At 59.5% G+C, this 12,583-nt stretch carries 6 protein-coding genes, 1 pseudogene and 1 riboswitch; of the genes and pseudogenes, 2 read left to right on the top strand and 5 right to left on the bottom strand.

From position 1 onward, the window contains the following. The 4 genes from dpdF to ACIGKQ_RS23420 all read right to left on the bottom strand — a co-directional run bounded on the left by dpdF (window position 1) and on the right by ACIGKQ_RS23420 (window position 8,614). A complete protein-coding gene (dpdF, locus tag ACIGKQ_RS23435; RefSeq protein ID WP_396575060.1) occupies window positions 1-2,610 on the bottom strand; it encodes a protein DpdF in 2,610 nt (869 codons plus the stop codon). Beyond that, window positions 2,607-6,044, bottom strand: coding sequence for a protein DpdE (dpdE, locus tag ACIGKQ_RS23430; protein ID WP_396575059.1), 3,438 nt, complete (start codon window positions 6,042-6,044; stop codon window positions 2,607-2,609). The genes dpdF and dpdE overlap by 4 nt, the downstream gene beginning before the upstream one ends. A gap of 366 nt (window positions 6,045-6,410) precedes the next feature. Beyond that, entirely contained in the window at window positions 6,411-7,244 is an 834-nt protein-coding gene (locus ACIGKQ_RS23425) for an HNH endonuclease (protein WP_396575075.1), read from the bottom strand. Continuing rightward, a complete protein-coding gene (locus ACIGKQ_RS23420; protein ID WP_396575058.1) occupies window positions 7,244-8,614 on the bottom strand; it encodes a hypothetical protein in 1,371 nt (456 codons plus the stop codon). Before ACIGKQ_RS23420 ends, ACIGKQ_RS23425 begins: the two co-directional genes overlap by 1 nt. 346 nt (window positions 8,615-8,960) lie before the next feature. On the opposite strand from ACIGKQ_RS23420, the pseudogene ACIGKQ_RS23415 reads away from it, so the two are divergent. After that, window positions 8,961-10,599, top strand: a pseudogene (locus ACIGKQ_RS23415) (NERD domain-containing protein). 64 nt (window positions 10,600-10,663) lie between these two features. Then, a riboswitch (SAM riboswitch) is annotated at window positions 10,664-10,774 on the top strand. Between the two features lie 30 nt (window positions 10,775-10,804). Then, window positions 10,805-11,221, top strand: a complete 417-nt coding sequence (locus ACIGKQ_RS23410) for a hypothetical protein (protein WP_396575057.1) — start codon at window positions 10,805-10,807, stop codon at window positions 11,219-11,221. An 879-nt stretch (window positions 11,222-12,100) separates the two neighbouring features. On the opposite strand, the gene ACIGKQ_RS23405 is transcribed toward ACIGKQ_RS23410, so the two are convergent. Next, window positions 12,101-12,583, bottom strand: a 483-nt coding sequence (locus ACIGKQ_RS23405; RefSeq protein WP_396575056.1) for a hypothetical protein, incomplete at its 5' end; no start/stop codon positions are given.

The raw sequence follows: 12,583 nt of genomic DNA, 5'->3' as shown, positions 1-12,583 counted from the left end.
CTAAAGTCTCCTCATGAACTCGTCAAGGCTCCACGCCGGCGCGCGATAGTCGACAATCCGCTGCCCGGCCTTCTCCGGATCGCTGAGACCCTCAGGAACCACGACGATTCGGAGTGGGCCGTTCGATGGATTGACCCAAGAGAGCCGAGCGACATCTTCGTGGTCGAGGACGATCAGGGTAGGCACGGCAAAGCTAACCTGCGGTACCGCGCTCTCGTCGATTGTGTCGACGATCACGAACCCTTCGCTCGCCGCCTGCGCCGGCGTCTGCCTGATCGCCGGGAGGCTCGAGAAGGAAGGACTCGCCAGGATTCCGCGGATCCCACGGACAACGGTTCGCTGAACCAGGCCTTGTAGCTTCAGTCTGAGAGTGCCCGAGTACCCGACGATTACGACATTGCCTCCCGCGGCGAGATTTCCGATGGTCACGTCCACATCCCGCGACAATTTCGGCAAAGGAGCGTCGGCTACTACCGGCTTGGCTGCGTCATAGCGCGGGCGGGGCCGGTGCTTCTCAGCTGGGCAACCGGAACATGCCGGGACGAGGGAGAGATTGGCTTTGATGCGACCTTGTGAGTACAGGGCGTACTCGGAAGCGATCAAATCGGCCCAGCACTCGGTCGCCTGGAGTAACTCATTGATTCGTTGTTGTGACGCGAACTCCGTCGCACGGATCGATTCACGCAGTTCACGGAGTCGCTCGTCGAATGTGGGCCGATCGAGGTTGATGTCGCTCGTGACCTTGACGCGAACTTGGATGTTGAAGAGGGACCACGCCTCCGACCGGCGGCGCTCGAAATCGTCTTCGCTCTCGCCCTCTGAACGCTCGATCTCAGGTGGTAGCGCGGGCTGGACTGCGACGAGTCCCGCCCGCTCCATCAGTGTGAGTGTGTTGCGGTTCCACAGTTGGTTACTTTCGGAAGGGTACTCGAGGTGGGGAGGGATGGTCGATGTGTCGACGGTGAGCGTGCCGTCATCGCGCCCGGTCTTCACGAGCATGTCCCGCATCGACTTCCAGCGATTCCACGCCTTGTCGCCACCGATGAGCGTGGCGTTCTCGACAGCTCGCCCCTGGGAGACGTCCTCTGGAGCAGTGAGCCACACTGCAACGGCCGCGTGTCCATCGCGCCCGGCCCGTCCGACCTCCTGGTAGTAGCGATCTACGGACGCGGGTACACAGGCGTGGATTACGGTGCGCACGTCTGGTTGGTCGACGCCAAGCCCGAAGGCGCTCGTGCCCACGACGATGTCGGTCCGGGTTGGCCCTTCGTTTCCTGACCAGCGCCCGAGGATGTTGAGTCGCTCTGGGCCATCGATGTCGCCGTGGAACACGTCGGTCCTTGCGAAGCCTGCTTCGCGCAGGCGGGCCGCGATCACCTCCGCGTCCTTCTTGCGGGTTGTGTAGATGATGGCAGGCCGGGGGAGGTGGTGCATTGCTTCCACGAGTCGGTCGAGTCGGACCCTGCTTGACACACTCTCGCCGTGAAAGTATCGCAATTCGGTGCGAAGGAAGGCGGAGCCCACAAAGAGTGAGTCAAGCGTGCCGTGAAAAAGGGTGTCGTTGAGTTCTAGACTTTCCTCCGACAGCGTGGCAGTCATGAGTATGACATGAGGTTCGCGGTATCCCGCGGCGGTCGCTATTGCACGCAACTCGCCGACGAGCGCACCTACAAGCTGATACTCGGGGCGGAAGTCCAACCCCCAAGCCTTAACGAGATGTGCTTCGTCAACGACGACGCTAATGAGTCTGCCTGATGCCGCGAGGGCACGAAGCGGAGCGGCAAGGCCGCCGTTGACTATTGCCTCGGGTGAGGTGAATACGACCCGTTGCGTGCCGGCACGAAGACGCTGGATGATTAGCGGTTTCCCGCCGTCCTTGCGGTCCCCGTAGTACGCCAACTCCGCGGGGAGGCCGGCGTTGGGAAACTGTCTACGCGTTGCGTGCTCTTGGTCGAGTGCCAGCGCGGTTGTCGGAACGACGACGATGGTGTTGCCGCCTGCACGGAGCAGGCCGGGTGCGAGTCCGACGAGCGATTTGCCCGTCCCCGTCGGGAGAACGACATGCAGTGTTGCTGAAGGATCGCCGAGTGTTGCGGTCCTTACTGCTGTGGCCTGCGTTCGAGATCGGTAGCGAGTGAGCGTCGGCGCCAGTGTGGATAATGCTGGGTCAATCGGCACGGGTGTGTCAGGGCGTGCGTACGTAGAAATCTCGTCTCCGGCGAGCGTTCGAAGCGGGCCGGGACTGGCGCATGCGATGTCTATCCACCGTGGATTCCCGCGCAGCCAGTCAGGAGCCCATCTGTCTGCCAGCGTGACGTAATGCTCACTCAGTCCGAAACGCGTACACGTCAGATTGCTATCCGCGAGGCTCTCAACGCTGAGGCCTCGATTCTCGAGTGGGAGACGCAGTCGCGGTGATCGGACTGCGGCAACTTCTCGCTCGTGGCGAAGTATCTGTCCTAGGAGCGCGCCCAGATCGCCGGAGATAATGTCACCTGGTTGTTGGGAAAACCATGCATCGGCGAACCGGCGATGTGGACCCTCAAGTTCTTCGCGGGCCCCCTCGGCTCCATTGACGACTTGCTGGAGTCGATCTAGCTGCACGGTCATACGTCGTCGTCCAATCGCAGTTCCTCGCCCGCGATGATAACGATCCCAGTTGAGTCAAGACGCAGATTCGGTGTCCCGATCGCATCGGCTAGCGCTTGTCCTGCCGCACGTTCCGCGGCAATTTCACCCTGTAGTGCAGTCCGTTCGTTGCCGGTTGCGCGCGCCGCACGCAGTTCAAGTTGCCTCACACGCTTTCTCGAGTTAGCGCCTGCGTTGCTGAGACCTGTTGCGACAGCATCTGTGAACTCCGGGAGTTCAGCTACCAGTTCTTGTGCGGTGGCCTCCGCTTGACGCCATCGCTGATCCCAATCGGCGTCTGGTAAATAGTCGTACGCGGCCCGGATACGCGTGCGATTCAGAGAGAAGTCCCCTCCTGGACTGCCTTGCGTGGGCTTCGCATACGGTGCCTCGAGCGTGGCCAGTCGGTCGTCATCCGTGACCTGTCGCCCTTGGCGATCAATCCAGACGGTCACAATCAGAGGCGGGAAGAACTCATCGGCGCGGTGTATGAGCGTCGTGCTGACGACACAGTCATCCGACTGGGCTGGGGACCGCGATTCCACCGCGAAGTCGAAGCGATACGCGATCTGAGTACCGTGGCCCCAGTCTGGGATCCAGCGCCACATGCCGAACGCGCGGCCGCGGTCGTCGTGCCAGAGGAAGTCGGACACTGCATCCACAAAGGGGTCGCCGTAACGGAAGAGATGGGTGTCGGGGTAGTGCACAGCAAGTGAACGGATGAAGGTCCCGCTGTGGTCTCGGAGGGGAAGGAAGTCCATTTCGAGGCGCTCGACCGACACAAGGGGAACCCGAAGTTGCCTGCCAGGAAGCCGCGAGAATGCTTCGTACCTCCCGACGGCCGCTCGAGGGTCCCCGATCACCTGGAAGCGGAGGTTGCCGGGGGCGTGGCCCTCAGCAACCAGGGAGTGGGTGATCTCGCCAAAGCCGACCTCGTCGGTCTCGAACTCCTGCAGTTGGCGATAAATCGAACTGCGCTCCATACCTGCCTCAAGACTGTCCAGCGCATCCTGCTCTCGGATTCGTCCTACTTCAGTTTCGAGCGTCGCTTTGACATGCTCGACGGCCGATTCGCGCCCTTGGATTCCATTCTGCAAGAGGTGCTGCCACGCAAAATCCGTCGCTGCGTCGACTGCGAACTGCAGACTTGCAATTGATGCGGTGAAGACTCCGAAGCCTTCAGTAAGGATGGCCGACCATACCGCTGCGAAGGTATCACCGGAATCTGACTCCATCGCTGTGAGAGAGTGCCAGGTACCTGCCGTCCCATCGATCTGCCATCGGTCGCAACGACCGATGCGCTGCTCGAGTCGGTTGGCCCTCGGCGGCAGGCCGATGTGGACGAGAAGATCTGCGAACTGGAAGTTGCGGCCCTCTTCAGCCGACGCGTCGGCAATAAGGACACCTGTGGTTTGCGTGCTTTCAAATCTGCGGATCGTGGCGTCGATACTTGTCGGCGAGTCCGTGGAGCGATGCTCGAGGACGGCTGAACTCGGAAGAAACTCGCGAAGTTCAGTTGCAAGATCAGTTACGAGGTCCGCCGTGGGGCAGAAGACGACGACCTTGTCTTTGGGGCTGAAGTGATAAGTCAGCGCATCCGCTATGGGACGCGCAACGTCCGAGCGTCGGTTCCTGAAAGACAGGTCACTGGTGATGCGGTCAAGTGCGGCTTGCTCGCCGGGTGACGCGGATGTTCGAGTTCTGGCCCACACCGCCAAGTGCTGAGGATCGAATGTTAAGCCGACGGCCTCTGAGAAGTCACGCGCCGCGTGACGGAGTCCCACCGCGTCGTCCTCGCGCGCGGCCAGTACCTCCTGTCGCCAGATCTCCAGCAGTGCTGACGATTCGGTCTGCAGGCTGGTTTCGATCGTGAGCTTCTTGGGAGCTGTTCGGCCCGTGACCCGGTAAGTGGCTTCCAAGGCGGAGGTGCGACGAGTTCGGAGCATTCGCCGGTGAACGCGGTAAATCTCGGCGACATGCATTCGGATCGAGTCGATCGCCGCCCGTACTTCGTTGCGATCACCGGCTTCGAGCGCTTCTAGTGCGCCCTGCAGCATCATTTCGACGTCTGGGTCGTCGGGAAGCTCGTTGCGTAACTCGTTGAGCCGGTTTCGAATCAGAATTGCGGGAAGCGTCGGCTGAAGGCCAAGAAAGATGCGACCAAGTCCTGCTCGGGAAGCCAAGCGATCGCGCAATTGAGCGACCGTGACGTGGGCGTAGATCGTAGGATCGAGGATCTTGAGCATCAGCAGAAAGACTGGTTCATTGTTCAGCGCCGGAGTCGCCGACAGCAGCAGGAGTCTTGGTGTTTCGCGCGCCAGTTCACTCAGCTTGGTGTAGCGCTCAGCAAATTCGAGGCCCGCGCTCTCCGCAAGCGATGCAAGGTTGTGAGCCTCGTCGACGACCAACATGTCTGATGGTGCCCAGGTCTCCGGTTCGTCGTTGCGTGAGAACCGGATGCTGGCATCTGGGAAGTCGCGAATGAAGAACTTGTCATTGAGTTCCTGCGTCCATTGCCCGATCAAGAACGGTGGAAGGACAAGTTGGACCGACAGTCTTGGGTTGTCGAGGAGAAGTTGGCGGAGAATGATCCCGGCCTCGATCGTCTTGCCCAACCCTACTTCGTCAGCCAGAAGGTAGCGCTGTACGGGGTCCTGCAGTACGCGCCAGGCGGTCTCGAGTTGATGGTCGTGCAACTCGATGGCACTCGACAGTGCCCCTCGCATGCCGCGGGACGCCGAGCGCTGCCTGAGGATGGCGCGAAGGAATGGGCGCCGCATGTCGGCGAGCAGGGGTGATTCAAGAAGTCTGCCTGTCGCAAATCCGACGGGGTCAGTAAGTGGGCGATGCCACCGCACGAAGAGGCGTTTCTCCGCGACGAACCCATCCCAGTCGCGTGAGCGCACCTGGATGTCCCTGTCCTGGCTCACCTCCAGGATTCGACCGGATCTCCACCGGTTGTCGGACAGCCAGAAAACGCGCATCTCGGGTTTCAACTTGAAGCGGCGAAGGCTGCTATGAGGTACGGACATACGGCGTCGTTCGCCCGACTCTTGGCCGGGGGTATCGAAGTATTCGAGAACGAGCAGAACGCCATCTTTGCCGACTAGCTTGCCCGGGCCGAGGTCGTTCGATGACGAGACGAGGAGGTCACCCCTGCGAATGCTGTTGTCGTTGTTTGTCGTCCTCGCGACAAGTGGCGACGGCGGACTTGACCTCGGCCTAGCACTGATGCTTGGTGGCCTAGTCGCCGTCCTTGGCCGAGACTCCGCGACTGAACCGTCTAGGTTCCGGGAACCCTTGCAGGTAGGATACCTTGAGCAACCCCAGAAGTCGTGGCCCGCCCGCGCTCCATATCGCGCAGTGCGAACGGTCATCATGGACCCACATTCAGGGCACCGGACCTCCGCCGTCATCGACCTACCCCGCCGGAGTAGGTGGTCACTATGGGAATTGAATCAATCGCCGAGTTTCGCCGCGTATGCCGTGGCGAACGCGGCGAGGAGTCGATACATGAACGGGTTCGATCGCTCGCAGTTCGTTTGTATTCGATGGCTTGATGTGCGGCGACGATGGCAGTGGCGGACTGGGACCCGCCCTCGGCGGTTCGTGGTGGTCGAAGAGGTGATGCTGACATTAGGTGGATGCTATCTCTTCTCCACTGCTGCGCGTAGCGAACCTGCGGAAGAAATCTACAGTTCCGTTGCGAAAGCGCGCAAAGGATTGCAGGCTAAGGAAGGTATCAGGCAACCGTTGCGGAGGGGAAGCACGAGATGCCGGTACTATTCGCTCAAACAACGGTAGCATACAGTATCCATATTGCTCACGATTGCCAATCCGCTATCTATCGTTTTCCTGACGGTCAGTTCATTGTCGCCGAATCCGCATATGCAGCATTTAAATCCATCACGCGCCAGAACCCGATAAACAAGCGCTGAGGATTTTGAGATGATTCCCTTCTCTGTCATCATGTAGTCGTCGATGGGGAATAGAATCGAGTATTCTACCTCATGCTTCAACAACATTGGGCTGCCGTCGGCCTTGCCCGTATTGCAGAATTTGCACAATATTTCTAAATTGCTCAGTTCATTCGTGCCAAATCTGGAGACAGGTTCTCGATGATCTACGGAATACTGCAAGGCTTCGTCAGGTTTAATCCATGTCAACTTGAATCGATCGCGAGTGACCACTGAAGCAATCGCAGAATGTGGTAGTGATAGATCTACGCGACATGCGCGGCACTGAGAACCGTCGCGTTCGACAAGAGCCGTGCGATAATTCGCGACGCTTTCTCGACCAGTCAACCAACTGTCGACGACCCGATCAACGGCAGTGGCTAGAACGCATGCATCATCTGCATCTACTCCCTGGACTTTCAGGTGTGACTCGATTTTCTCAAACCGAGATACTCGCTCACTCTTTCGGTGCGTTAGCGCTGATTTCGGGCAAAGGCTCAACGCAACGCGAAGACGCACATACTGATCGATGTGAGCGTGGAGCTCATCTTCGAAGCGCAGGGTTTGCATTGCCCATTCACGCAGCGAATTTCCCCGAAGATCCGAAGGAAGTTCTTCCAGAATGAGTCGCTGCAGCGCAGCCTCTATGCGACTAACCATCACTCGGAACGAAACAGTGTGAAGTTTCCGAGATTCTTACCATCGGCCGACACAACCTTCTCCAATTGTTCCAACCAAAGAGTGCGGCCGGAGCTAGTATCAAGACCTTTGCGTTTCCACTCGCGAAGGAAGAAATCTTCGGGTATCCTCTGCAGGGCCTTTGTTGTGGCGTCGTGCAAGTCGTCCCTGCTGACAAACGGCGACGTTCCTTGGAATACCACAAGTTGCTTTAGTAACCTCAAAATGTACTCTTGAAGTTGAAGCAATGCTACCTTCTGAAATAACTGCCCAGATCCCGACCCTGCACTCGCCAACTGCCATGCATTCGGGAAGGAATCGCGTACCGCAGTCCAGAGTCCGTAGAAGAGTTCTAGTCGGAGGTCGTACGAATTGTCGCCATCCCAGTCAATCCCGGTCTTTAGTGACTTGTAGGTTTTCGGCAACTTTATGAACCGCGACACGACCTGGTCCATGACGTTGTCGTCAATTGGCGCGTCATCACCATCCAGTTTGAGCGATACGAGTCCTTTGAATGGGCTTCCGGTATCCGTGCTGACTCGGTACGTCCATTGCGCCTCGTCTGCTTTGAGTCCTGACTTATAGAAGCGAGAGTATAAATCGTCAATCTCACCTTTGGTAAGCGATGTCGAAATTATAGACCTCAACTGCCTTTTGTCTAATGGCTTGGCTTTGTTGTTGAGTACATAAAAATTGAACACTTGCTCAGAAATATTCAGCCCTGGTATCAAGACGACAGGAAGTACGATCGAGTTAGCAGATTCTTTTGCTCCGAAGATTCGATGCTGGCCGTCCATTATAAGTCCCGGTGAGGACATTGTTGAAACGAATTCCATCATCTCGGCTTGTCTGTCAGTGTCCAAGTTCTCGTAGGTAAGGAGTTCTGAGTACAGCGATGCGAGGTAGGAGTCGGGGTGTAAGTCATCGTCTGCGCTATCTTCAACGACCGAGTCGCTTTGTTCAGACTTGCTGGACGAAGTTGCGTCAGCAACCGCTTGCACGCTCTCAAGTTCCTCGTCGCTTAGGCGGAGGCGCAATTCCCTGAGGACGTTCTGCCTTAGTGAATCATCGCACGATTCCGATACCCTGATTGTTATGCGAACTGTTCCGCTGGAAGTTTCATGCGCGCTGAATGCCTGTGGTTTGACCGCGATTAACGCTGCCGACGGAAGGATGTTATCTTTTGATTGATCCAGAAACGCCTCGATCGCCCGTATTCGTCGTTCTTCGAGTTCTCGTTGGTATCCCGCGCGTAGACTGCTGCGCTTGTGTGGTGCGTCCGCCCACTTGGTTATCTCCCGGGCCGGTGCTCCAATCATATAGAGCAAAGGTCCACCGACGCGTTGTCGCACTACGATTGCATCGTAGGAGTACTCCACCACACCCGAGCCTTTCGTCGCCTATTCTTCTTGCGTATACTACATTAGCCGGACGGAACGGGGTGCCGGCCCAGGGTGTTGCGCTCACTAGAAGTTTGTTGTTCTCGACGGTGTTTGTTCAGGATTGGAAGTCGTAAATTAGGAGTGGACGGTAGATTTAGAACCTCGGTGTTTGTCGGGACTGTGCGCGTGCTCATGTGGTTCGGGCCGGGTGATTCTGGAGTGAATGAAGAGACGCTGAGGGCACGATAGAGTGTCGACACAACTCGACCGGTGACGTCGTGCGAGGGTCCCTAGCTAGGATCAGGACTTCACCCCCGTGCCCCACGAAGTCCCGGATTCACCCACGTTCGCCTCCCCGAGCGAGGAAGCCGTCTGGAACCTGCTGCGTGAGCAACTCCTCGATGACGACCTCATCATCCACGGCCAACGACAAAGACCACGAGATCGACATGCTGGTCGCCATCGATGGCGCCGGCATCGTGTGTCTGGAGGTCAAGGGCGGCGAGGTGTGGCACGACGACGAGAGCTGGTGGCAGGCACGCGCCGGTCAGCCGCCGAAGCGGATCGATCCGGTCGGCCAGGCCCGTCAAGCCTGCTACGCGCTGCGCGAGTACGTCGAGCTCGATCCCCGCTGGACGCAGGGACGTCTCCGGTGGGATCACATGGTGGTGCTGCCGCACTCAGAACTGCCCGCCGACTTCTCGCTGCCGGACTGCCCGCGCTGGAAGATCGTCGACCGCACCCAACTCGACCAACTGATGCCGCTGGTGCGCAGCGTGCTGCTGCAGAAGGGCGGCGAGCTGCCCGTCGTCGACGCCACCGGCATGGAACAACTACGCACCGCACTGAGCGGGCGTGGACTGCCCCAGCGCGACGTGGTCGCACGCGCGCTCGACAACGAGGACCACGCCGAGGCCCTGACCTCGCATCAGGCGGTCATCCTCGGTGCCATCGAGAAGCTGAACCGCGTGGAGATCCGTGGCGGCGCCGGCAGCGGTAAGACGTTCCTGGCGCTCGAACAGGCACGGCGATTGTCTCGGGCGGGCCAGCGCGTGGCGCTGGTCTGCTACTCGCACGGGCTGGCCTCCTACCTCGAACGCATCACCTCGGCGTGGAAGCGGCGAGATCAGCCGGCCTATGTCGGCGAGTTCCATGAGCTCGGCATCCGCTGGGGTGCCGCCGAGGGGCCCGACGAACAAGAGCGCAACAAGCAGACCGCGGACTTCTGGGAACGAGTGCTGCCCAACCAGATGCTCGACCTCGCGGAGAAGTTGGAGCCGGGCCACCGCTTCGACGCGATCGTCGTCGACGAGGCGCAGGATTTCGCCGACGAATGGTGGAAACCGATGCTGGCCTGCCTGCGCGACCCGGATACCGGCGGGATCTACGTGTTCAGCGACGAGTCGCAACGCGTCTTCGACCGACAGGGCTCACCGCCCGTCCCGTTGGTACCGCTCGTCCTCGATCACAACCTGCGTAACACCCGGCAGATCGCCACGGCGTTCAGTCCGCTTGCAGGACAACGGATGCAGTTGCGAGGCGGCGAGGGCCCGGAGGTGCGGTTCATCGCGTGCACTTCGGGGGAGGCCATGGATGTCGCCGACGATCAGATCGACCCACTGCTCGAAGAAGGCTGGCGGCCCGAGGACATCGCGCTGCTCACCACAGGCAGCCGTCACCCCGAGCAGGTGGAACGGCAGGATGCCGGCAACAAGTCGTACTGGAACACCTTCTGGGACGACGAGCAGGTGTTCTACGGGCACGTACTCGGCTTCAAGGGACTCGAGCGGCGGGTCGTCGTGTTGGCGCTCAACGAGTCCAAGCCGCGGGACCGGTCGAAAGAGCGACTGTACGTGGGGCTTTCGCGGGCGCGTGATCAGCTTGTGGTGTGTGGGGACCCGGAATTCGTGCGGGAGGTCGGGGGAGCGGATGTGGCGCGGCGGTTGGGGGTCTGACCTGCACGACGCCGTTTGTTCATCGGCGCTCCGTCTGTCGGTGCGCGGCGCTATGGTGGAAGAGCTTCATGAGTTGCCGTCGCAAGGCTCCGGCCGACGGTACGCCAACCCCACGTTCACGGGTGGCCCGGATGACGAAGCGGTTCGCGCCGATCGGTGCGGGCAAGAGCGCCTCCATGCGGGGCTCGGAGTCGAGGAGACACCGATGACAGACAATCGCCTGACCGACATCGCGTCAACATGCGTGTCGTACCGCCCCGGTCACCACGTCCACTTCACCCAGGCGAGGAAGTCCCTGCTGGAAGGTGGGCAGTCACCCATCGCCGCATCCGTGGTCGTCCATCCCGATGGCCTCGTCGAGCTACACGGCGAGCACCTGAACAACACCATGTGGACACACGACCCCGAGCGCCTCCGCCTCCGGCTTCGTGACACCGATGCGCGGGGAGAATGGCGGCCACGCTACGGCGTGCTCAGCGTGAACGACTATCTGTTCAACCTCGCGAAGATCAGCGAGCGGTCGGCGTGCATATCGAGAGCTGAAGCGGTGCAGGCGCGCGACGGATTCTTGCGGACCTGCGGTGGCTATTTTCACCACGACGGTCGGAGATGGCGCTGGTAATCGGTGGTCAACGTGCTCGCCGACGGCGCTATGCGTTTGTGCCCGTGTTCTCAATCCATTCCGGGAAATCCGGTGGCAGTGTATCGACCTTTACTGCGGCCGAATAGTTTTCGACCGGGTAAGGCGGAATCAGAGTGTACGGCTTCTCTGGATCACTGGTCCATCCTTCGAACAGTTGTTTCCACCATGACACGCATTGGGGTTGGTCATAGACCTGCTCCTCGGCATGAGTCAGCCGCTGTATTCTCCATGTGTCGAACACGTTCCACGAGGGCACTCGAGTGCCAGCCGGATCGTGCTCGAGCGCAGACGAGTCATGAACGCCAGTCTGTCCAGCAGACTCAGACGTGTTTTGGAGCTCGACGAAGAATGTGACAGGTTGCACTGCGTGCACGAAGGACTGTGAAGTGCTAGGGGGGTCACCCTGCGGCGCAGCGGTGGGACGCTCCAGCCTGCACACCATCGCCGTAACCGCAGTGTCTGAATTCGTAAGCTCAGCAATGTGATACGAGAACAGCTTACTTTGCGGTTGCTCCCGAGGGTCTGTTTCGGCTTCTTGATCGGAGGCACCAAAGAGCGTGCTGTACTCGTCTGAACTCAACCCGTCAGCAGCAGTAGCGAATCCGGGGAACGAGTGCTCTACACCCGCCCAACGGGCCATCTCTGCGCCGCCGAGTGTAGCGCGGACAAGTTCGGCTGGCCGACTCTGAATATCGACACCGTTCACTGCCGACCATACGCTGGCATATGGAACGGTGGGGCTCTCGACGACCTGACTTTGCGCTGAATCCGGCTGCGAACTACACGCCGTCAAGAGGATAGCCGAGAATGCCAGCAGCGGCGCGGCTGAAAAGCGTGACTTTGAGCCTGTTATGTACTTCACCACTCTCTAGCCTCCGGTGAGTCATCCACGATGTTGCCATAGTGCGTTTCCAGCATCGTGTGGTCGCTGTTCCCAGTTGTGTCGAGCTGGCCGGCGATTGTTCCGAGGCCGGTTGAGATCTCAGAGCTGTTGTATTTCTCTCCATCACCGAGAGCGGCTATCTGGTCTGGCTGTTTCAACGAGCCGTCGTGATTGAACCAATCCGAATGGGATTCGACCCATCGACCGTCGAGCTGCGATCGAACGTCACCGGGTGCGGACGTAGCAATGAGCTTGCGGAGATCGCCGAGGTTGTGGCCTTGGTCGACTCCGTGTCGGGAACCGACATCAGGCTCGAAGTCCTCTGATCTGAAGTCCTTCTCCAGCGGTTGATCCCCGACTAAACCTCGATCCACCGATCGGCTTTTTAAAGTGTCGTGAAAGGTGTTGAGCACCTTTGGCCCGGGTGGCGGGCGCGTGGGAGTTGCCGATCTCTGATG

Origin of the sequence: Gordonia sp. NPDC062954, from assembly GCF_044543825.1 — a bacterium.
Taxonomy (GTDB): domain Bacteria; phylum Actinomycetota; class Actinomycetes; order Mycobacteriales; family Mycobacteriaceae; genus Gordonia; species Gordonia tangerina.
The sequence above is the reverse complement of the archived record's forward strand: the minus strand, read 5'-3'. Positions and strand labels throughout refer to the sequence as shown.

What these genes read in the sequence shown, in the direction of transcription:
- dpdF (WP_396575060.1), bottom strand. Translation starts at nt 2,610, where the DNA reads ATGACCGTGCAGCTAGATCGACTCCAGCAAGTCGTCAATGGAGCCGAG.
- dpdE (WP_396575059.1), bottom strand. Translation starts at nt 6,044, where the DNA reads ATGACGGCGGAGGTCCGGTGCCCTGAATGTGGGTCCATGATGACCGTT.
- ACIGKQ_RS23425 (WP_396575075.1), bottom strand. Translation starts at nt 7,244, where the DNA reads ATGGTTAGTCGCATAGAGGCTGCGCTGCAGCGACTCATTCTGGAAGAA.
- ACIGKQ_RS23410 (WP_396575057.1), top strand. Translation starts at nt 10,805, where the DNA reads ATGACAGACAATCGCCTGACCGACATCGCGTCAACATGCGTGTCGTAC.